This window comes from Shewanella sp. ZOR0012, assembly GCF_000798835.1.
In the GTDB taxonomy this organism is placed as follows: Bacteria; Pseudomonadota; Gammaproteobacteria; order Enterobacterales; family Shewanellaceae; genus Shewanella; species Shewanella xiamenensis.
Genome location: NZ_JTLE01000094.1, coordinates 2,987,000 through 3,009,662 on the forward strand (window position 1 = coordinate 2,987,000; position 22,663 = coordinate 3,009,662).

The window sequence follows — 22,663 nt, forward strand, 5'->3', positions numbered from 1 at the left end:
TCCTCAGGCCATGCCCGTCCTATGCCCATCGAGCGTTGCACATTACGCCCAAAGATAGTGGTCGAGCAGTAATGCCATAAATAACAACATTAAATGATAAATCGAGAAGCGAAACACTTGCATCGCCAGTCCTTCACGATCCTGATACTTTAATTGCCACGCCTTATAGATAAATCCAGTGCTGAGCAAGCTTGAGCACACAAAGTAGAGCGGTCCACTCATCCCGACTAATACGGGCAATAGACAAGCTATCGCCAGCAAAATCGTATAGAGCAAGATACAGGTCTTAGTAAATTCTACCCCATGGGTCACGGGCAGCATGGGAATATCTACTTTGGCATATTCTGCGCGTCTGTGAATCGCCAGCGCCCAAAAATGCGGCGGCGTCCACAGGAATATGATGATGACGAGCAATAGTGCATGACCATGGAATTGATTTGTCACTGCCGTCCAGCCCAACAAGGGTGGCATCGCGCCCGCTAAACCGCCAATCACAATATTTTGCGGGGTGGCCCGTTTTAAATAGGTGGTATAAACCAAGGCATAACCAATCAAGCTGGCAAAGGTGAGCCAAGCGGTGAGCGGGTTAGTGAAAACATAGAGGATCACAAAACCTAAACTGCCTAAGAGTGCTGCGAACAGCAGTGCCCTCGTCGCCGAGACCCGTCCTTTGGGGAGTGGGCGATTGTAAGTGCGTGCCATCATGCCGTCGATTCGCCTATCTATCAGGTGGTTTAAGGCTGCGGCTGACCCCGCCATCATGGCGATACCTAAAAGTCCTGCGACCAAAGGTTGTACGGGTAATATCGTTGGCATTGCCAAGCACATGCCGACTAAGACGGTGAGTAGCATTAAAGCCACCACCTTAGGTTTGGTCATCTCGAAATAGGCACGCCAAGCCACATTAACACTAGGGTGACTACTGATTGAGAGCGGTTTTGCCATGGTTAAACCCTCGATGTTGAAGATGGCTTATGCCAAAGAAAATAGTTAATTGCGACTAGGGCGAGTAGCAATAATGCCGCGCCGCCATTGTGGGAAACGGCAATCCCCAGTGGTAAATGCATCACCACGTTTGAAATCCCTAAACTGACCTGCAGTATCACTAAGGCGACCAACAATAGGCTTAGAGCCTTGAGCTGAGTGCTGAAAAATAATTGATAGGCGAGCAACAACAATAGGCTGGCGGTAATAATGGCGCCAACGCGGTGGGCGATATGAATGGTCATGCGGGCATGGTAATCCAATACGCCAAATTCAAAGCTTGGGTGTTGCCCTTGGAAAGGGGAAAACGCATCGGCAATAGCGAGGTTGTCCATCCAATTACCTTCACAAATCGGTAAAGCTGTGCAGGCGAGGGCCGCATAGTTGGAGGAGGTCCAAGCGCCGAGCATGATTTGGCCGATAAGCACCAGCAGACTCAACAGCGCCAGTTTCGGCAAGTGTTTACTCTGGCCAATGAATTTAAGGCTCGTGCCAATCCGCGAACCATGGGAGCCATTAAATCCTGCATCCGCAACACGCTGACTGTGAATATCAGCGGTTTCGAAAATTCGCTTGGGTCGTGTTCGCAGATACAGCAATAGCAAGAGCGAGAGTAAACTAAAGCCGCCAATTAAATGGGACATCACGACAATCGGCATTAGTTTCATCGTCACAGTCCACATCCCCAACGCTGCCTGAAATATGATGAGTAACACTATGGCCAAAGGTAGTTTTTTGGGAGCTTCGGATGTTTTTAGGCAGAGAATAAAAACCAGTAAGACGAGGATGCCCAAGGCGCCCGCAATATACCTGTGGATCATCTCGAGCCAAGCTTTTTCGGGATGGATATCGTGGTCGGGAAATAGGGTTTGGGCATGGGAGATCTCATGGTCGTGGGTGGGCACTTTGATATGGCCGTAGCACCCTGGCCAATCTGGGCAGCCAAGTCCTGCGTCCGAGAGCCGAGTGTAAGCCCCCATTAAAATTACTAACAGGGTAAAGACTATGGTGACGCGGAGGAGCCAAGTCAGTTGCATTAGTCTACCCTCGATAGTTTCAATAACTTACGGAGATCCGCGACCAAGGCCTTACCCTGAGCTAAATGTGCCGCCTTGCCTTGCACTTGGGGGTAACGCAGCACGAGTGCGCCGAGTGGATCGACAATAATCAGCTGTTGTTGGTCAAGCCATTGACTGAGGCTTTGGCTGGCGGGCTGAGTGTTGAAGTTAAAGCTGGTTAATGCGTTTAAGTCACTGTCTGGATTCACAAGAATAAGCGGTTCGACGCGAGCCTGATCTGGCCCTAAGGCGGTATGACTCTGACGCAGGATATACAAGCGTTCGCGGCAAGCTTCATCGCACTTTGCGGGCAATAAATACAGCAGTTGCCATTCCTTAGGCTGAGGATTGTTAAGGCCAAGACTGGTATAGCTGGTTTCTGGGCTGATGAGCTCACCGTAGTTGGTGGAGCCGCCTTGATACCAATGCATGCTCAGCACTAACTTAGCGATGACCACAGGCGCGATAAAGGCCAGTAGTAATAACCCCAATGCGCGGTATTTGGCTGTTTGTTGGGAGTCCATATTTGCTCCTCTTATTGTCCCTAATGCTTTGTTTTATTGTTTTTTATTAACATCTTGCTGATATCTGTCACTCGGTCTTAGTCGCTTCCTTATCGGCTTGATGTCGTTGTCGTGATTTTTTGAGGTATTTCATTGCTTGCCAACCCATCAGCCCCGCAAACACTGTTGCCATGGCAAACCATTGCAACGCATAACCCCAATGTTTTTCGGCAGAGAGGGGGAAAGGCTGCCAAGGGTGAGGCAAGGTCTGCGCTGGTTGTAATTGGGGTAAGACATCGGGTTGTAACACCGCGGGTAGGATGGGATGTCCTAACATTTGTGCCATCTCGGGTAGATTGAGATTTTGAAACCGAATCCGTTCGCCTTGTTCCGTGGTGAAGGGTTCTGCCAATAAATGATGGCTCAAGGGATTAATCTGTTTTTGATAGAGGCGGCCTGTAAGAGCCAGTTCACCGACTATGGGGCTGACTTCGGGCAAGGCATCTCGGTGGGATTTCGCGGCGATAAAGCCTAGTTCGAGTAACAACCAAGGCTGCTCGGCATTACTTGCCTGATTTGCTGACGTTATTTGCAGTAATTGAAAGGCGAGATAGCCCACTTGCCCTTGATAGACCTGATTGTCGAGCAACCAGATTTGTGGATTCGCGGGTTTTGCTTGAACTTCTAAGCGGTAGCCCGTGACGCTGCCTTTAGCCAATTCAGCGATGAGCTGTTCAGGATTGAGTGTGGCAGCGGATTGTCTGGCCTCCATTTGTGCTAACAGTTCGGTTTTTTCAACTGCCCTATCCATTTGCCACAAACCCAGCTTGACCAAAACCACGAATACCACCACAGTCAATATCAGTAGTAACGACACTCCCCTATGCAACCAAATAAATCTTGGTAACCAAATCAATTTGGCGAGCAAAACATAAGGATAGCGTATGAACATCCCGCTCATTTTTAAGTGTGTTTTAGTACTGCTGTTGCTGTTTATCATTTTTAACCTAGGCAGAGCCTTAATTATTATGGTTAAAGGTGACGACCAAACCGCTGAACACCCGGTGCCAATGAGCCGCTATTTGGGCCGTAGGGTGATGTTTTCTGTACTGGTTATCCTGCTCTTGCTGGTGGCTTTAGGGACTGGACTGCTTGGTCTCAATCCCACGCCTTAAGTTTTCAACTTATTGTTTCAACGAATATTTAAAGCACATAAACAAAGACGAACAGGCAGAGCCAAACCACATCGACAAAGTGCCAGTACCAACTGCCTGCTTGGAAGGCAAAATGTTTATCCGCACTAAAGTGGCCTTTTAACACTCTGAAAAACAAGACTAATAGAAAGATAGTGCCCAAGGTGACATGCATGCCGTGGAAACCCGTCAGCAGGAAAAAGGTGTTGCCATACACGCCCGAGGTGAGCGTTAGCCCCATCTCATGGTAGGCATGGCTGTATTCCTCTGCCTGCAAAGCAAGGAAGCTAATTCCGAGCAAAATCGTGAGTCCCAACCAGAGGGTGATGGCCGAACGCTTACCCTTTTCTAAGCTGGTATGGGCAAAATGCAGCGTGACAGAGGAGGTTAGCAGCACAATGGTGTTGACCAGCGGTAGTCCATTCCATGGCATGGCTTCGGTTTTGGTGCCATCTGGTGTGGTGACGAGTGGCCAAACGGCCTCGAAGTGTGGCCACAGGACTTCGTGGGTCATGGCATTGTTGGACGCGCCGCCGAGCCAAGGTACTGCGACCATGCGGGCGTAAAATAAGGCGCCGAAGAAGGCGGCAAAGAACATCACCTCGGAGAAGATAAACCAGCTCATGCCTTGGCGAAACGATCTGTCCATTTGATGGGAGTAAAGGCCCGTCATCGATTCCTGAATAACGGTTCTAAACCAGCCTATCAGCATAAACAGGATGACGGCTATGCCTGCTAGTAGAATATAGCCGCCACCGGAAGCGCCAGATTTGAGTTGATGAACAAAATGTCCTGCCCCAAAGGCAATTAAAAACAAGCCGATAGCACCAACAATCGGCCAAGCACTCTGGGCGGGGACGTAGTAAGTCTCATGTTTAGTGGTCATTTTGCAGCTCCTTGCTCTATGGCAGACGCTAACTGCTTGTCGGTAATGTCGTAGAGGGTATAAGAGAGGGTTAAAGTGTGGATTGACTCGGGTAATTGAGGATCCACGAAGAAGATCAACGGCAGCTCGGCGCGACTCGCGGCGGCTAAGTGTTGTTGGTTAAAACAAAAACATTCGGTTTTATTGAAATAAGCTGCGCCTTGGCCGGGCGAAATTGAAGGAATCGCCTGGCCCACAATTGCTCTATTCGAGACATTTTGCGCCAAAAATGCCGTGTGAATGAGTTCTCCTGGATGCACTTCGAGCCGTTTCGTTTGTGGCTCAAATTTCCACGGCATGCCCGTCTGCACCTGCGAGATAAACTCCACCGTTACCACCCGGTTCTTATCCACAGTGATCGCCTGATAACTGCTGGCAGTATTAGAGGTTTTGCCATTAATACCCAGTTTTTCGCACAGCACATCGTAGAGCGGCACTAAGGCGAACCCAAAGCCAAACATCGCAAGGCAGCCCAGCACCAACAGGCTAATGAGCTCACGGTTGGACTTGATGTTTTGCTGATGGGGTTGGCCTTGCATGTTATTTCACCTCGGGTGGCGTGGTGAAAGAGTGATAGGGCGCTGGGCTTGGTAGGGTCCACTCTAAGCCTTCGCTGCCTTCCCAAGGTTTGGCGGGCGCCTTTTCACCGCCCCGAATGCACTTAATTACCAGCACGAGGAAGATCAGCTGTGATAGGCCAAAGGCAAAACCCCCAATCGACACGATTTGATTTACATCGGCAAATTGAATCGAGTAATCGGGAATTCGCCTTGGCATACCCGCAAGACCTAAGAAATGCATCGGGAAAAATAACACATTGACCGAAATCACCGAACACCAAAAATGCCACTGGCCGAGCTTTTCGCTGTACATATACCCGGTCCATTTTGGTAGCCAGTAATAGGCCGCTGCCATGATGGAGAAAATCGCACCCGTGACCAACACGTAGTGGAAGTGAGCCACCACAAAGTAAGTATCGTGGTATTGGAAGTCGGCTGGCGTGATGGCGAGCATCAGGCCAGAGAAGCCGCCAATAGTGAACAGAATAATAAAGGCCACCGCGAACAGCATTGGGGTTTCAAAACTCAGTGAGCCGCGCCACATGGTCGCTACCCAGTTAAACACTTTTACCCCTGTCGGCACGGCAATCAGCATAGTGCAGTACATAAAAAACAGCTCGGCAAACACAGGCATACCGGTGGTGAACATATGGTGCGCCCACACGAGGAAGGACAAAATCGCAATACTCGCCGTGGCATACACCATGGATGCATAGCCGAATAATGGTTTACGGCTGAAAGCAGGAACTATGGCAGAGATAATGCCGAAGGAAGGCAAAATCATGATGTAGACTTCGGGGTGACCGAAGAACCAGAAGATATGCTGGAACATCACAGGATCGCCGCCGCCTGCCGCCTCGAAGAAGCTAGTACCGAAAAACTTATCGGTTAACACCATAGTGACGGCACCAGCGAGTACGGGCATAACGGCGATCAGCAAGAAGGCGGTAATCAGCCAGGTCCATACGAACAGTGGTAACTTCATCCACGTCATGCCGGGAGCGCGCAGGTTGACTATGGTTACGATCACGTTGATGGCACCCATGATCGAACTTATCCCCATGATATGGATCGAGAATACAAATAATGCTGTGCTGTCGGGGCTATAAGTGGTCGAGAGTGGTGCGTAGAAGGTCCAACCAAAGTTAGGGCCGCCGCCTTCCATAAACAATGAACTCAACAATATTGCAAAGGCGAAGGGCAGGATCCAAAAACTCCAGTTGTTCATACGTGGAAGCGCCATATCAGGCGCACCAATCATCATCGGGATCAGCCAGTTAGCTAGTCCGGTAAAGGCTGGCATCACTGCGCCGAATACCATGATTAGCCCATGCACTGTGGTCATTTGGTTGAAGAAGTTAGGCTCAACGAGTTGTAATCCGGGCTGAAAGAGTTCGGCGCGGATCACCATGGCCATCGCACCACCGGTTAAAAACATTATGAAACTAAACCATAGGTACAGGGTGCCAATGTCCTTGTGGTTAGTGGTGAGTAACCAGCGCATGATGCCTTTAGATGCACCGTGATGGTGTTCATCATGGGCGGCAATTTGATCTTGAGTCAGTGTGCTCATCTTAATCCCCTACTGTCCATGGCGTGCAATATCAGCGGGTTGCACTGTATCGCCGGTATTGTTGCCCCACGCATTGCGCTCATAGGTAATGATGGCAGCAAGTTGTTGTGGTGTGAGTTGGTTGCCAAATGCCTGCATCGCCGTGCCCGGTTTACCGTGCATCACTATATCGATGTGATTGGCGACTGGGCCTGTTGCAATAACGCTACCAGCAAGGGCGGGGAAGGCGGGAGGCATACCTGCACCCGTTAGCTGGTGGCAGGCGGCGCAAACTGTGGCATAGGTCTTTTCTCCTTCGGCCATCAGTTCATCATGGCTAAGCGTGGGAAGACTCGCGGGGTCGACACTGGCGATGGGCTCTGTCGCCGCTTTGGGCGCATCGGTGGTTGAGGGGGGCGGAGTCGTTGTTACTGGTTCGCTATTGGTGCCACCGGATTTATGGGCATCAACGTCTTTGGCTTGCACCGCATCCCCAGTGTTATTGCCCCACGCATTACGCTCATAGGTAATCACTGCGGCAATTTCTTGGGGCGTTAATTGTTTACTGAAGGCTTGCATGGCCGTACCCGTTTTACCATTGAGCACGATTTCAAGATGACCGCTCAGTGGCCCAGTAGCGATGGGGCTGCCTTTGAGATGTGGGAATACGCCTTTGAGACCTTCGCCATTAGGTTGATGGCAGGCTGCGCAGTGACCAAGGTAAACTTGCTCACCTTGAGTCATCAGCTCTTCTTTACTCAGTGTTTGTGATAAGGCGGCTTGTGCGGCTTGCGCTGCGGCATTGGCAGCTTGTTTTTGTTCTGCAACCCAAGCATCGAACTCGGCTTCGGGCAGTGCCTGAACCACTATCGGCATAAATCCATGATCTTTGCCGCAAAGTTCGGCACATTGACCACGGTAAATGCCGGGTTTATCGATACGGGTCCACGCCTCGTTGATAAACCCTGGGTTAGCATCTTTTTTCACTGCAAAATCTGGTACCCACCATGAATGGATAACATCTTCAGAAGTCATCAGAAAGCGGATTTTTCTATTTACAGGCAGGACAAGGGGCTTATCGACCTCGAGTAAGTAGTGCTCTCCCTTGGCCTCACTACCTTCGATTTGAGGTCTTGGTGTGGCGAGAATACTGTAAAACTCAATATCTTGATCGAAATAGCTGTAATGCCACTTCCATTGCGATCCTGTGACTTTTACCGTGAGATCGGCATTGCTGGGGTCTTCCATGGCAATCAGAGTTTTAGTTGCCGGAATCGCCATTAAGATCAGAATGATAAAGGGAATTATCGTCCAAGCGATCTCAACTTTTGTACTCTCATGGAAGTGTGACGCGACCGCGCCCTTGGATTTTCTGTGGTTGATCATGGCATAAATCATAACGCCAAAAACCACTAAGCCTATCGCGCAGCAGATATACAGAATCGTCATGTGCAGGTGGTATACCTTGCCACTGATTTCTGTTACGCCAGGCGTCATATTGAACCGCATGTCTGCTGCGGCCAACGGTGGGGCGAATAGCACCACGAGTAAACAATACAACCATTGCTTCACAAGACTTCTCCTCTGCTAATTGCAAATAGCAACTACAAAGAAGAGCAACACAGTAAGTCTCAACTCTATGCAAACTCTTCAGTTCCCAAAAAAGTGTTTCTGACTTCAACGTGCGTTGGCGGCTTACTTTTGATCAAGTATTGTTACTGCTGGTATTAGCCACACTGGCACATACTGCTGAATAAACCCATTATTCTCAATTTTTGTGGGCGAGCGATATTCGAAAATAACGCGATATTTCTGCCTAAACAGGCGATATATCATGTGCGCCTAAATCAAACATACTTGCTGTTTAAAAATTGATCAAGATCACTTCTTTTTCTAATTGTCTGAAAAATTGCCAAAAAAAAGCCTCACATTCACAGGTGAGGCGGCTTTCAAGGCTAAATACGGTGTGAAAAATTTTTAATGAACAGAGCTGAAAAATGCGGGTTGAGTAAATTTAGCCGATTGTGTGAGATTGGTGCTAGAAGGTTGGTCATTCGTTGAACCTTCAAGCACGATACCCATTGCACGTGCGCTCTTTGCTACAATTTGTAGGCGACGATTATCGCGAGTATCTAGGGCGTTAATCCAAGTAATCACTGCGCTAGATGTGCCACTGGTTAAGGCTTTTTCCATCGCCCAAAGGGTTTCGACCTCATCTTTTGCGTGAACCAATAGTACGCGATCCATACGCACACCTGCGTTTGCTAATAGCTGCTTGTAGCCAATACTAGGTGGGTTGATGAGCACTATCCATCTTCCCTGTTGGCTCAGTTGGGCAAGTTGTTTGCTCAGCTGTGTCAGCTCTTGGCGCCCTTGGCTCTGAGTTGGCATAGTGACTATTGATGTATGCTGCCAGTCGGTCTCTGTATCTCGAACCGTATCGAGCCATAAACCGGGGTGACGCGGGGCATTACCTAATAGTTTGTTCATAGCCAATCTCCATTGCGGATCACCCCTACGGCGAGCCCTTCAATTGTTAGACTTTGGAAACTCAAATCGACTTTAATCGGTGAATAGTCTTCATTCTCGGCATGTAGGTAGACTAAATTACCTTTTTTTTCAAAGCGTTTTACGGTTACATCATCATCAACGCGAGCAACAACAACTTGTCCATTGCGCGCTTGTTGTACTTTATGAACGGCAAGCAGGTCACCCTCAAGGATGCCGATATTCTTCATACTGTCGCCTTTTACGCGCAGCAGGAAATCGGCAGCAGGGTGGAACATGCTGGGGTCGACTTGGTAATACTGTTCGACATGCTCTTGGGCGAGAATAGGTTCACCCGCTGCCACTTGGCCAATCAGTGGCAAGCCTGTTTCGCGGTTATCTTCTTCCTCTACAGGGAGACGGATCCCGCGGGAAGTACCAGGCATGATCTCGATGCAGCCTTTTTTCGCCAATGCCTTAAGGTGTTCTTCTGCGGCATTTGCACTTTTAAAACCCAAACGGGTGGCAATTTCGGCCCGAGTGGGTGGCATGCCAGTCTCGGCAATATTACGTTTAATCAGCTCTAAAATTTCGGCTTGGCGTGGCGTCAACGGTCTCATGGTCTTTCCTGTTTTTCTATACAGTTACTGTTAGTATATACAGTATTATTGGTAGTGCAAGTATTAACCACTTTTAACTTGGTCAGCTAGATCTGCAAATAACCGTAATCGTCATCTATGGGGTGAATGCCATTTGCACGGTATCAATAAATGGTGTCGCCTAAAGTGCGTTACTAAGTCATTAAAATCAGCCGCTGAATCCTGCATCTTTAGGTTGTTTGGGTATATTCTCTAGAATCTGGTATTCTATGGGGCTAATGAACGTACTTACATTGCATAAGAATAATGCCTAAACAAGACTCTCTTTGGTTGAAATCATTACGTTGGATCCAAAAGCACTTAGTGCACACTATTGTTGTGCCACAGGATCCCTTTGCCGATCTGAATCTGGATGCCTCCAGACCGCTTGCTTATGTAATGAAAACAGAATCCCTGAGTGATATTGCTGCGTTAAGCGAGATCACCACGAAACTTGGTTTGCCAAGCCCTTACGAGCCGCTGGTGGTGAATGGCGTTGTGGCGCCACGGGTGGTATGCCTTGAAGGTCGTAAGCCTTTATTTGGTGAACGCGCCAGTAATGAGCCATTCCTCGAATGTTTTATGCGTTTGTTGGCCGTCCATAAGGAAAAGCCAGAGTTAGATATCCAGCTGGTGCCTGTGAGTCTGTATTGGGGTCGTACTCCGGGTAAAGAAGACGACACCATGAAGGCGGCAGTGCTTGAGCGCGAGAACCCTACTTGGTTACGCAAGTGTTTGATGATCTTATTCTTAGGTCGTCATAACTTTGTGCAATTTTCTAATGCGGTATCGCTGCGTTACATGGCCGACGAACATGGTACCGATATGGGCATTGCCCATAAATTGGCTCGAGTAGCGAGAGTGCATTTCCGTCGCCAACGTAAGGTGATGACGGGGCCTGTGTTGCCTAATCGTCAGGCGTTATTCCATTCCTTGCTGAAATCTGAATCCTTACGTAAGGCGATTCAGGAAGAAGCCGCGAGCAAGAAGATTTCTGAAACCCAAGCGCGTGAAACGGCAATTGAATATCTTGATGAAATTGCAGCAAATTATTCCGATAGTCTCGTACGTATTGCTGAGCGCTTTTTAACGTGGTTATGGAACAAGCTCTACAGCGGTATTAACATCAAAGGTGCTGAGCATATTCGGCAGTTACACCACGATGGTCATGAGATTGTGTATGTGCCCTGCCATCGCAGCCATATGGATTACCTGCTGTTATCTTACATTCTGTATTACCAAGGTATGGTGCCACCGCATATTGCTGCGGGTATCAACCTAAACTTCTGGCCTGCGGGGCCGCTGTTCCGCCGTGGCGGGGCTTTCTTTATTCGCCGTAGTTTTAACGGCAACAAACTCTATACGGCCGTGTTCCGTGAATACCTCGATCAGCTGTTTGCTAAGGGATATTCGGTTGAGTATTTCTCTGAAGGTGGCCGTTCTCGTACCGGTCGTCTATTGGCGCCGAAAACGGGCATGATCGCTATGACGATCAACAGTGTGTTGCGTGGTATCGAACGCCCAGTCACCTTAGTGCCTGTGTATTTAGGCTACGATCACGTGATGGAAGTGGCGACCTATCACAAAGAGCTAAGCGGTAAGAAAAAACAGAAAGAATCTGTATGGCAAGTCTTTGGTGCTATTCGTAAATTAGGTAATTTTGGCCAAGGTTATGTCAACTTTGGTGAGCCGATTACATTGCAAAATTTCTTGAATGAAACGGCACCTAACTGGCGCAGTGAAGTGGCTGATGATCCTGAGCAAAAACCGACTTGGTTAACCCCAGCGGTGAACGTGTTAGCAAATCGGGTGATGACGCGGATTAACGACGCCGCTGCCGCCAGCTCTATTACCTTGACCAGTTTAGTGTTGTTGGCGTCGGAGCAAAATGCCTTAGAGCGTTGTTTGCTCGAGCGTCAGTTAGATTTATACCTGACCCTGCTTAAGCGTGTGCCTTACACGTCGTTTACGTCGGTTGCCGAAGGTGATGGTAAGCACTTAGTACAACAAGGATTAGAGCTGAACAAGTTCTCCATCAACGCCGATCCTTTGGGTGAGATAGTGTCAATTGATGAAAAACAAGCGACGTCAATGACATACTATCGCAATAATATCATTCACTTATTTATTATTCCGTCATTAATTGCCAGCTGTTTAATCAATAATAAACAGATTTCAAGAGCGCAAATCCTTGGGATAGTGAACGACTTTTATCCGTTATTGAAGGCGGAGTTGTTTATGGGGATCAAAGATCTCCCAAGCTACGTGAATCAAGTGCTCGAGCTGTTTATTGAGCAAGGTCTAGTGCAGGAAAGCGATATGTTGTCGGTTGTGACCGAGCACACCAGCCAAATGTTATTGTTGGCTGGCAGCGTTAGTGAGACCTTGCAACGCTATGCCATTATCTTCAATCTGCTGGCCCACAGACCTAAGATGGAGCGTTCGGATCTCGAGTCTGAAAGCCATCTGCTTGCCCAACGTTTAGGGGCGCTGCATGGCATTACCGCACCAGAATTTTACGATAAGAAACTCTATAACACCTTGAGTGTTAAGCTAAAAGAGTTGGGTTATTTCTCTGGTAAGGAAGATAAATCTGATGTTGAGCGCATTCGCGATCAAGCTAATAGCTTACTCAGAGCCTCTGTAAGGCAGACGATTGTCGCCAGCGTGACCGCGGAGCATATCGCTTAATGGCTAACCATATGAATGCGGCGAAGAATAAGCCGGTGGGCAAGTCTTTGCTTGGTGGTGCCATGATTATTGCCGGTACCACAGTCGGGGCGGGGATGTTTTCTTTGCCTGTCGTGGGCGCTGGCATGTGGTTTGGTTACTCGGTACTGATGTTACTCGGTATTTGGTTTTGCATGTTGATGTCGGGACTGTTACTGCTCGAAACCAACCTGCATTTCGAGCCGGGAGCGAGTTTCGATACCCTGACCAAGGAAACTTTAGGCCAGTTTTGGCGCATCGTGAATGGGGTGTCCATTGCCTTCGTGCTCTACATCTTAACCTACGCCTACATCAGTGGCGGTGGCTCGATTGTTAACCATAGCCTCCAAGGTATGGGGATTGAGCTGCCTCAAAGTGTCGCCGGATTAGTATTTGCTGTCGTGCTCGCCTGTATCGTGTTGATCAGTACCAAGGCGGTGGATCGTATTACGACCATTATGCTCGGCGGGATGATCATCACTTTCTTCCTCGCGATTGGTAATTTGCTGATCGAAATCGATGTGACTAAGTTGCTCGAACCGGATGGAAAGCAAAGCTTTATGCCTTATCTGTGGGCGGCCTTGCCATTTGGTCTAGCCAGTTTTGGTTACCATGGAAATGTGCCGAGTTTGGTGAAGTATTATGGCAAAGATTCATCGACCATTTTCAAAGCCATTTTTGTCGGGACTTTTATCGCGCTGATCATTTATGCCTGCTGGTTAGTCGCCACTATGGGCAATATTCCCCGCAGCCAGTTTAGTGAGATTATTGCCCAGGGTGGCAATATGGGCGTGTTAGTCGGCGCCCTGTCAAAGGTAATGGAAAGCAGCTGGTTAAACAGCATGTTAACCCTGTTTGCTAATTTAGCTGTGGCGTCTTCTTTCCTCGGTGTGACTTTAGGTTTATTCGATTATTTGGCCGATTTATTCGGATTCGACGATACGCGCTCTGGCCGGATGAAAACGGCGATTGTCACCTTTGTGCCGCCCACCATATTTGGTTTGCTGTTTCCCGATGGCTTTTTAATTGCCATTGGATTTGCAGCCTTAGCGGCAACCGTGTGGGCTGTTATTGTGCCAGCGCTGATGGCCTACAAGTCGAGACAACTCTTCCCTAACCATCAAGGTTTTAGGGTCTTTGGTGGCACACCGTTAATTATCCTTGTGGTGTTGTTTGGTGTCGTGACGGGTGCTTGTCATCTACTCGCGATGGCGAATTTATTACCGCAGTTCTCCTAAGTATTTCGCTCGCAAATCAAGCCCTCAAATTGAGGGCTTTTTCTTTGTATTCATCTTTTTACCGCCAAAACTGGACAGTTGCATAAACTCCAGCTTAACTCGAACACATTATCTGTTTGATTGGAGTCTGCAATGAGGATTACTCAGTACGCACAGGGACAGGCCTGTTGGGTCGAATTGGCGAGCCATGACTGGCAGGGTGCACAGGGGTTTTACCATGCGCTGTTTGGTTGGAATGCGGTGGAAATGGCAATTCCTAATGGTCATTTCTCGCTGTTCAATCTGGAGGGGGACGATTTAGGGGCCATGTATCAAATCCCTGAGTCGGAACCACAGATCCCTAGCCATTGGCGGATTTATTTTGCGGTTAAGGATATCGAAGCGACGGTTGCCGCCATCTTGGCTGCGGGTGGGCAATTGCACATGGGACCGCATGTGGTGGGTGATGCGGGCGTGATGGCGCAGGTGAGCGATCCCGAAGGAGCACGCTTTGCCCTGTGGCAAGCTAAAAACCACTCGGGCTCACGTCGCCAAGGTGAAGAAAATACCCTGTGTTGGGTGGAGCTGGCTTGCCGTGAACCTAGCGCCGAAGCCAGTTTTTACACTCAAGTGTTTCCTTGGACCGCGCTCCCCAGTCATGTGCCCGGCATCGATTACACCGAGTGGCAAATTGACGGTCAGTCTATGGGGGGCATGATGAAAATGATGCCGGAATGGGGCGAGATCCCCGCCCATTGGATGCCTTATTTTGTGGTGGCGGATTGTGATGCTTTTGCCGCTAAGGCGCAGGGGCTGGGCGCACAGCTATGCGTGCCGCCAAGCGATATCCCTGATGTGGGACGTTTTGCGGTGATTGCTGACGCCCAAGGTGCTACTTTCGCGGTAATACACCTATCCCAAAATGAAAACCAATAAGTTAACCTGAGCAGGGATAAGTAGCGCCGCTGAATAGGCATCTTTTGGGCCTCTCTGTGTTGCTCTGTCTAACCATAGCTCGCTATGGCATACGACAGAGCGCCTTGATATGCACAAAAATCTGCGCATTCAGTCATGAGAAATTGTATTTTAAAAACAATAGTTTATGGTGTTATCTTGGTTTGTTAAATTTAGATTTTTTCGACACTCGTTACCCCAAGTTCAGGTTAAGTTAGTTTGGTTTGTCGATAGAGAGTGGGTCTGGGCAGTTAGTCTTTTTCGCCTTCGGTGCTTTAGCAAGTAGGCTCGGAATTGAGTCTGATAGCTTGATCTCTTGTGGAAGATTAATCCGGATTTCGCTTAAGAGTCCCTTGGCGCAATCAAGCGTGATCTTAGTGTGTGCACCTTTACCGAAGCTAGTATCAAAGCTTTGATTCAACTCTTGTTGTGTGACTTTTTTACCAATTCTTTCATGGATAAATTGTTGTACCCATGTCGAGGCATTGACTTCCTGCGTCAGCTGAGTCGCCAGTAAAAAATAGTCATTGGGGTCTTGATTACGACAGGTACCGTGCTTCCACCATTCATGGCGTTCTAAACAGGTGCCGTAGCGAGCACTAGGCATCACTTCTTCCAGATTCTTTTGCACAGAGGCATTGAGTGGTACTTCAGGATAATCGCAAAAGTCACTCGGTTGTTGTTTTACGCTGCTGCAAAAGCCGTAACGAGTGCCACATTGCTGGCGATTAGGCCAGAGGCCATGCAGGCTAAAGTGTTGCCATTGAGGCGCATCACTGGTTTGGCTTAAGGCGCGGCATTCTGCTTTACGACTGCCATAGAGTTCACAAAAGGTGCTTTGCCAACTTAAGGCGAGCACATGGGAGTCGTAGTTATCCTCGATTTGACACACATGGCCTTGGCGTTTCTCTGGCGTACCTCGTTCTTTTAGGCTTTCACGATTGATGGCTTTGATATCAGAGGCTGTAGTGGTTTGCGCATGCTCTTTGGTTGAGTTTGGCTGATAAGTCTCTGCCGCTGCTACATTGGTATTGTATTGTCCACAATCACCTTTAATCCAGCGTAACGGTGAACTGATGGCATTGGTGCGGACGCGAATCCAGTCAGGATTGACGCTGTTTCCTAAAATCTCCGTAACGGGATAACGCTCCCCGATATTGCTCTGCCAATCATCGGGATTGGTTTGTTTATTTTTAGACTGAAACAACTCACAGCGTTTATTGGCCACAAATTCCCCTGTGGCGGGGGCGGCATATGCGGGTGCTGCTGACATGATTAGTGCAGAGCATAAACTGAACGAAGCGAGTAAAACATGTAATCTTTTTTTAAGGAAAAGTCTTTGTGGCCATATTTGGCTGATGATTAAACAAGATGGCTTAGTCATGTGATGGCATCCTTTCTACAGCAGTGAGTCGAGTCAATTCAATTCTGTGGTGCGCTGCGTTAATGGTACATATAAGCGTTGTAAACTGAGAGGCTTATTTTATGGATCGTAAACATCAGTGTCATTAGGGTGTCATGCATTCGACTTATATTCGGGTTTTATTGCTAAAACTTTTGAATATAAAGAGGTTATTCATGCATAAGGTCATAAATTTCAATGTTGTTTTATTATCGTCTCTAGTAGTGCTATCTGGTTGTAATTCTGACTCTGATAAGACTGATCCTACACCCATTGAGCCCAGTGGGCGTTGGCTAAAAGGTGATTTACACGTTCACACTGCGGTTTCGCAGGATGCTCGTGAAACCCAGTCTGATATTCTGAAATGGGCCTTTGGTGACTTCGGTTTAGACTATGTTTCATTATCAAATCATATGCGTAACAACAGTCAAGATAATGATGATAACGACGTCGGTGGATTACTATTTTACGATGCGTTAACTCAGTATGAAATTCCCGGTTTAAAGAAGAACATGCCTAACTATGAGGGCAAGATTGCTTATTCAAGTTTTGAGTGGGATATGCCAACCCATGAGCACTTTAACATTGGTATTTTAGGTGATGAAGCCAAAGTTCTGTCTGCGGTTAAGACCTTTGAGTACAGATTTAGTAGTAAAAATGATATTACGAACTTTGATCCCAAAGATGTTGCTGCATGGACGGCTGCGGGGGATACCCGTCAAAATAAGACTCATGAGGATGCTATTGCTGCTTTGAAGTGGTTAGAGACTCATTATCCAGACAGCAGCTACGGGATGCTGAATCATCCTCGTCGTTATTTATCCAGTTATACGATTCAAGATGTTAGAGAGCTGAACGATGTTGCTCCGAATGTTTTCTTTATGGTTGAAGGTCTTGTCGGTGGCCAGTTCAGTGGTAATCGTGGTGACTATGGTGAGCGTAGTAGTGGAGTGTACGGCGGCGTCGATCCGGTTGTTGCTGAGGTCGGTGGCTGGTGGGATGCATTATTGGGTGAAGGTCGTCGAATTTGGAACATGGGTAACTCGGATATTCACTTCAAAACACGTACTCCCTACGCCAGTAGTTATTATCCCGGTGAATATGCGAAAAGTTACACTTGGGTCGATGGCAAAGATACTACAGCGCTTTTGAAGGGATTACGCTCGGGCAATAGCTTTTCTGTGTTTGGTGATTTGATCGATGCCTTGGATTTTAAGCTTGAAAATGGCAATAAGAATAGTGTCACCATGGGACAAACTTTAGTGGCTAAACCTGGCGATAAGTTAACACTCACTATTCGCTTTAAAAGTCCGGCGTTGAATAATAAAGAGTCCGATATAGGTAATGAAATTTATGCTGGAATTAACCCTGGTGTAAACCATATAGACTTGATTGCGGGTAACGTGGGTCAGCGTGCTGAGCCTGGGACCGCGGCCTACAGAAAAGAAACAAACGATTCAACCTTAGTCGTTAAAACCTTTACTCGTGCCGACTGGCATAAAGATGCCGATGGCTACTACAGTATGAGTTACAGTTTTATCGCGGATCGGCATCAATATTTCCGTCTGCGTGGGACTAATTTAGATTATAACCAAGCTAATTTGACGGAAAGAGGCAATCCTTTGAAGTCAGCTGTGATTAATCAAGCTGAAGATGAATCGGTACAGTCTTGGTATAACAAGATTAATGATCGTAACTATAACGACCTGTGGTTCTATTCTAACCCTGTGTTTGTTAACACGGTTCAATAAGCCCTTTTAAATGCGGTTGAATAAAAATCCCCCAGACTATTATGGTTTGGGGGATTTTTTATACCTGTACTATCAGTGAACTGCGTCTTGCTTTAATTTACGCGAGTAAATGAGAAGATACAGTGCCGGCAGTACAAACAACGACAGTATTGGTGCTGTCACCATTCCACCGACCATTGGGGCGGCGATTTTTTGCATCACATCGTTACCCGAACCTGCGCCCCACATAATGGGGAGTAGGCCGAAGAAGATGGTGGCAACTGTCATCGCTTTAGGACGTATCCGCATGACCGCACCTTCTATCAAGGCTTCTTTTAAGTCTTCAACGCTGTGGTAAAGGTTTTTCTCCTGTCGATGTTTGATGGCGTTATTTAAATAGACCAACATAATCACCCCAAATTCTGCTGCTACCCCAGCAAGGGCAATCATACCAACAGCGACGGCAACAGAGATGTTGTAATCCAGTAGATACAATAGCCAAGTGCTGCCGACTAAGGCAAAGGGTAGACTCAGCATGATCATGCTCGCTTGCATGGTAGAGCCAAAGGTCATCATCAGTAGGATAAAGATGACTCCTAATGCCATTGGGATGACTTGCTTTAGTTTGGCATCGACCCGTTGCATATACTCATACTGGCCCGCAAAGCTGTAGCTATAACGGGGCGGCATTTTGAGTTCGGCATTTAAAGCTTGCTTCGCGGTGTTAATGTATTCCCCAATAGAAGTGCCCTCAATATCGATAAATACCCAGGAGATTAAGCGCCCGTTTTCGCTGGTGAGCATTGGTGCACCATCGGTTATTTCGATATCGGCTAAATTGCGAAGTGGTAAGTAATTTCCCGATTTAGTGATCACAGGTAATTCACGCAGTTTCTCGATATTGTCACGCAGCTCTCTTGGATAGCGCAGGTTAATAGGGTAACGCTCAGCACCTTGTACGGACTCTCCAATATCCATACCACCAATGGCGTAACGCACTACATCCTGAATATCTTGTAATGACATACCATAACGAGCGGCAACATCCAGTTTTGGCGTGATGTCGATGTAGCGTCCACCACCACTCCGTTCTGCATAGGCTGATTTAGTGTGTGGGACCTTGCTTAAGATAGCTTCAATTTTGGTGCCTAGGGCTTGCAGCTCATTGACATCTGCACCGGTAATTTTAATGCCCACGGGGGTTTTAATGCCCGTTGATAGCATATCGATACGTGTCTTAATTGGTTGTACCCAAGCGTTTGTGAGGCCCGGCACTTTTACCGTCTGCTGTAACTGATTAATGATGCCATCTAAGGTCATGCCTTCACGCCATTCGTTGTGGGGTTTTAGCATGATTGTGGTTTCGAGCATGGTGAGTGGCGCAGGATCTGTCGCCGTTTCGGCCCGCCCCACCTTACCAAATACGCGAGCGACTTCAGGGACGGTTTTAATCAAACGATCCGTCTGTTGTAGCACTTCGGCGGCTTTGCTGGCGCTAATGCCTGGCAATGCCGTTGGCATATAGAGTAAATCGCCTTCTTCGAGCGCAGGCATAAACTCGCTGCCCATACGAGTCATGGGATACCAAGCACTGGCCAGTGCCATTAAAGCAATTAGTAGGGTTACTTTTGGAAACTTCAACACCAGTTTCAACGACGGTTGATACAGGGCAATTAGCACTCGGCTGATGGGATTACTGCGCTCGCTAGGAATTTTTCCACGAATAAAGTAACCCATCAGAATTGGCACTAGCGTAATGGATAATAATGCCGCTGCCGCCATGGCAAAGGTTTTAGTGTAAGCCAGTGGCGCAAATAAGCGTCCTTCCTGCGCTTCTAGCGCAAATACGGGTACAAAACTTAAGGTGATAATAATCAGTGAGAAAAACAGTGCAGGACCCACTTCGATAGAAGCTGCGCTAACAATTTCCCAGTGTTCTTTAACCGACGGTTCGCGTTGATGTTCGGTTTTAAAGTGCTCTAAATGTTTGTGCAGGTTTTCGATCATGACGATCGCACCATCCACTACTGCACCGATGGCAATAGCGATGCCACCAAGACTCATAATATTGGCATTCACCCCCATTTTATTCATTACGATAAAGGCAATAAGAATCGACAGCGGTAAAGTAATCACCGCGACCAATGTTGAGCGTGCATGCAGTAAAAATAATAGGCAAACCAAGCCCACTACCAACATTTCTTCAATGACTTTGCTGAATAGGTTGTCGACAGACTTTTGAATTAATTGAGAGCGGTCATAGGTTGGAATGATTTCCACCCCTTCAGGCAGACCTGTTTTTAACTCTTCCAATTTAGCTTTAACCGCATCGATAGTGGAAAGCGCGTTTTCACCGTACCGCATCACCACAATGCCGCCCACGACTTCGCCTTCGCCATCAAGCTCGGCAATACCGCGGCGAGCAGCGGGGCCTTTGCGCACGGTAGCGACATCTTTGAGTAGTAAAGCTGTTCCGGAAGGGCTAGTAATCCCTAATGGGATTTCACGAAAATCAGCTAATGTTTGACGATAACCCTTGGCGCGCACCATATATTCGGCTTCGGCCATTTCGACCACCGAACCACCAGCTTCGCTATTGGCTCTTTCTATCGCCTCTTTGACGCTGGCGATATCGAGTTTATAGATCGCCATATTGTCTGGCTCGAGCACGATCTGATAGGTCTGCTCCATACCGCCGACGGTTGCGACTTCGGAGACACCGGCAACACTTTGTAGCTCAAGTTTGAGATACCAATCCTGTAGGCTTTTAAGTTGCGAGAGATCTAAGTTGCCGGAGCGGTCGACCAGCGCGTACTCAAACACCCAGCCCACGCCAGAGGCATCGGGGCCGAGTGAGGGTTGTACCCCTTTAGGTAAGCGACTGCTGATCTGGCTTAAATACTCCAACACCCGTGAACGCGCCCAATAGATGTCGGTGCCATCTTCGAAGATCACATACACATAAGAGTCACCAAACATCGAGAAACCCCGCACGGTTTTTGCACCGGGTACGGCTAACATGGCGGTCGATAATGGGTAAGTCACTTGTTCTTCAACCAGTTTTGGTGCTTGCCCTGGATAAGGGGTCTTAATGATCACCTGCACGTCGGATAAATCCGGCAGGGCATCGAGTGGCGTTTTACGCAACTCCTGCACGCCCCAGACAGTAACCATGATGGCGATAATTAACACCATAAGTCTTTGTCTGATCGAGGACTCGATAATATATTTCAACATAATGCGCTCCTAGTGCTGATGACCGCTGCTTAAACGCATTAGGCTGCCCTTGAGGCTGGCCTCGGAGTCGAGCAGGAATTGCCCTGAGGTGACGACACGTTCACCTTCGCTTAGGCCCGAGACTATCTCGGCCTTGCCTTGGCTCATCATGCCTACAGTGACAGTTTTTGCGATAAAGCTGTCATCGGCTTGTTTCACTATTACGCGATTTTCTTTACCCGTTTGGATGAGCGCTTCCTGTGGGATCACGAGTACATCCTTATTTGGGCCGCCAAAGAGCGAAACCTTAGCGAGTGTCTTGGGTCTTAAAGATACATCGGTATTATTTAGTACCACGCGCACTCTCAAACTACGGGTAACAGGGTCTAGCTCGGGATAGATATAGTCAACTGTGCCTTCAATACCGTTGATATTCATCGCGGGCACAGAGACTTCGGCTTTTTGCCCAACCTTAATCCAGCTTTGTTCATTTTCAAACACATCGGCGATGACCCATACCTTAGAAAGATCGACCAATGACATGACTTCAGTAGAAGGCTCAATATACATACCGTCACGGATGGAGAGTGTTTCGACAACACCTTCCTGTTGCGCGTAAAACGGTACTCGATATTGGGTTTGGCGTGAGCTGGCTAATTGTTTGATTTGTTGTTCGTTAAACCCTAAGAACGACAGCCTTAAGCCTGCCCTGCGAACCAGATCTTGGTATCTTTGGCTACCGGAGGTTTTCGCTGTATCTAAGGCGAGCAGATAATCATCCTGAGCATTGACTAAATCGGGTGAGTAGATCTCATAAAGTAGCTGCCCCTTTTTGACGGTATCCCCCATGGATTTAACCATTAGCTTTTCAACCCAGCCAGTAACGCGGGCATGAATATGGCTGATCTGGCTCTCGTCATAGTCTATTTGACCCACGGTTTCGACAAACTTCCATAGGGTATCGCGCTCAACGTTGGCGACTTTAAGGGCAAGTGCTTGTTGCATTCCGCCAGAGACATTAATGTTAATTTCCTGCGTATTACCGCCTGTTTCGACCTTCTCTAAATTCATCCCACAAATAGGGCAAGTACCTGGGAAATCACTAATGATGTGGGCATGCATTGGGCACACATACTTAATCGTTGCGCCAGAATTTTGATTTTTGACTAAGTTATTGGCTTTAGGCGTTGGGGTATCAAACACTTGAGCCGCGTTGGCGTTTTGTGTATGTGCTTGATGTTCCTCATGTTGTGCAGTATTGCTTGTTTCTTCCTTCTCAACGAGGAACATATTGCACTTAGGGCAGCGGCCGGGTTCATGGCTTTCTACTTCAGGGTGCATAGGGCAAGTATATGTTTTGACTTGATTGGCGCTATTGCTGTTATGCTGATGCCCCGCCTCTGATTGAGCCGCAGGATCAACAAGCTGAGCCTGGGTTAACCAAGGAGTGCCCAGCAGAAGGCTACTGAGTATCAATACAGCCTTAGTGCACGGTTTTTTTACTTTGTAAAATTGGTTCATATGCCTCATCTCCA

18 protein-coding genes are annotated in these 22,663 nt (G+C 47.9%); 5 read left to right on the plus strand and 13 right to left on the minus strand.

Annotated elements, in window-relative coordinates; genetic code table 11:
* Positions 1–42: 42 nt before the first annotated feature.
* The 4 genes from cyoE to L976_RS14800 form a co-directional block, all read right to left on the minus strand.
* The gene (gene cyoE / locus L976_RS14785) at positions 43–945 is read right to left on the minus strand and encodes a heme o synthase (RefSeq protein ID WP_037423713.1); all 903 of its coding nucleotides are present in this window, start codon (positions 943–945) and stop codon (positions 43–45) included.
* Positions 946–947: 2 nt separating this feature from the next.
* Positions 948–2,021, minus strand: coding sequence for a COX15/CtaA family protein (locus L976_RS14790; RefSeq protein WP_047537878.1), 1,074 nt, complete (start codon positions 2,019–2,021; stop codon positions 948–950).
* Complete coding sequence (locus L976_RS14795; protein WP_047537881.1) at positions 2,021–2,566, minus strand: hypothetical protein; 546 nt, start codon at positions 2,564–2,566, stop codon at positions 2,021–2,023. The genes L976_RS14790 and L976_RS14795 overlap by 1 nt, the downstream gene beginning before the upstream one ends.
* A gap of 67 nt (positions 2,567–2,633) precedes the next feature.
* Positions 2,634–3,545: an SURF1 family protein gene (locus L976_RS14800; RefSeq protein WP_047537884.1), complete on the minus strand. Its 912-nt coding sequence runs from the start codon at positions 3,543–3,545 to the stop codon at positions 2,634–2,636.
* Between L976_RS14800 and L976_RS14805 the strand changes: the two genes are divergently transcribed.
* Positions 3,490–3,720 carry a DUF2909 family protein gene (locus L976_RS14805; protein WP_047537887.1) on the plus strand — a complete coding sequence of 77 codons (231 nt, stop codon included), beginning with the start codon at positions 3,490–3,492 and terminating at the stop codon, positions 3,718–3,720. The two genes, L976_RS14800 and L976_RS14805, sit on opposite strands and share 56 nt — an antisense overlap.
* Before the next feature lie 28 nt (positions 3,721–3,748).
* Here the strand turns inward: L976_RS14805 and L976_RS14810 are convergent, their stop codons facing one another.
* The 6 genes from L976_RS14810 to lexA form a co-directional block, all read right to left on the minus strand.
* A complete protein-coding gene (locus L976_RS14810; RefSeq protein ID WP_047537890.1) occupies positions 3,749–4,624 on the minus strand; it encodes a cytochrome c oxidase subunit 3 in 876 nt (291 codons plus the stop codon).
* Positions 4,621–5,202 (minus strand): cytochrome c oxidase assembly protein, encoded by a 582-nt coding sequence (locus L976_RS14815; RefSeq protein ID WP_047537893.1) that lies wholly within the window; start codon positions 5,200–5,202, stop codon positions 4,621–4,623. The genes L976_RS14810 and L976_RS14815 overlap by 4 nt, the downstream gene beginning before the upstream one ends.
* A gap of 1 nt (position 5,203) precedes the next feature.
* Entirely contained in the window at positions 5,204–6,796 is a 1,593-nt protein-coding gene (gene ctaD, locus L976_RS14820) for a cytochrome c oxidase subunit I (RefSeq protein WP_047537896.1), read from the minus strand.
* Positions 6,797–6,805: 9 nt separating this feature from the next.
* On the minus strand, positions 6,806–8,347 hold the full coding sequence (gene coxB / locus L976_RS14825) for a cytochrome c oxidase subunit II (protein WP_047537899.1): 1,542 nt from the start codon (positions 8,345–8,347) through the stop codon (positions 6,806–6,808).
* A 405-nt stretch (positions 8,348–8,752) separates the two neighbouring features.
* Positions 8,753–9,265 carry a cell division inhibitor SulA gene (locus L976_RS14830; RefSeq protein WP_037426610.1) on the minus strand — a complete coding sequence of 171 codons (513 nt, stop codon included), beginning with the start codon at positions 9,263–9,265 and terminating at the stop codon, positions 8,753–8,755.
* Positions 9,262–9,882 carry a transcriptional repressor LexA gene (gene lexA / locus L976_RS14835; RefSeq protein WP_037423686.1) on the minus strand — a complete coding sequence of 207 codons (621 nt, stop codon included), beginning with the start codon at positions 9,880–9,882 and terminating at the stop codon, positions 9,262–9,264. The genes L976_RS14830 and lexA overlap by 4 nt, the downstream gene beginning before the upstream one ends.
* Positions 9,883–10,167: 285 nt before the next feature.
* Here lexA and plsB point away from each other — a divergent pair, with 285 nt between their 5' ends.
* From plsB to L976_RS14850, 3 genes are all read left to right on the plus strand, one after another.
* Positions 10,168–12,591, plus strand: coding sequence for a glycerol-3-phosphate 1-O-acyltransferase PlsB (plsB, locus tag L976_RS14840; protein WP_037423683.1), 2,424 nt, complete (start codon positions 10,168–10,170; stop codon positions 12,589–12,591).
* On the plus strand, positions 12,591–13,847 hold the full coding sequence (mtr, locus tag L976_RS14845; RefSeq protein WP_037423680.1) for a tryptophan permease: 1,257 nt from the start codon (positions 12,591–12,593) through the stop codon (positions 13,845–13,847). Before plsB ends, mtr begins: the two co-directional genes overlap by 1 nt.
* Before the next feature lie 132 nt (positions 13,848–13,979).
* Entirely contained in the window at positions 13,980–14,762 is a 783-nt protein-coding gene (locus tag L976_RS14850; RefSeq protein WP_037423677.1) for a VOC family protein, read from the plus strand.
* Between the two features lie 232 nt (positions 14,763–14,994).
* On the opposite strand, the gene L976_RS14855 is transcribed toward L976_RS14850, so the two are convergent.
* A complete protein-coding gene (locus L976_RS14855) occupies positions 14,995–16,164 on the minus strand; it encodes a ribonuclease T2 (protein ID WP_047537904.1) in 1,170 nt (389 codons plus the stop codon).
* A gap of 194 nt (positions 16,165–16,358) precedes the next feature.
* Between L976_RS14855 and L976_RS14860 the strand changes: the two genes are divergently transcribed.
* Positions 16,359–17,933 carry a hypothetical protein gene (locus L976_RS14860; protein WP_037423671.1) on the plus strand — a complete coding sequence of 525 codons (1,575 nt, stop codon included), beginning with the start codon at positions 16,359–16,361 and terminating at the stop codon, positions 17,931–17,933.
* Between the two features lie 72 nt (positions 17,934–18,005).
* Here the strand turns inward: L976_RS14860 and L976_RS14865 are convergent, their stop codons facing one another.
* Positions 18,006–21,149 (minus strand): efflux RND transporter permease subunit, encoded by a 3,144-nt coding sequence (locus L976_RS14865; RefSeq protein ID WP_047537907.1) that lies wholly within the window; start codon positions 21,147–21,149, stop codon positions 18,006–18,008.
* Positions 21,150–21,158: 9 nt separating this feature from the next.
* A complete protein-coding gene (locus L976_RS14870) occupies positions 21,159–22,649 on the minus strand; it encodes an efflux RND transporter periplasmic adaptor subunit (protein WP_047537909.1) in 1,491 nt (496 codons plus the stop codon).
* Positions 22,650–22,663 lie beyond the last annotated feature (14 nt).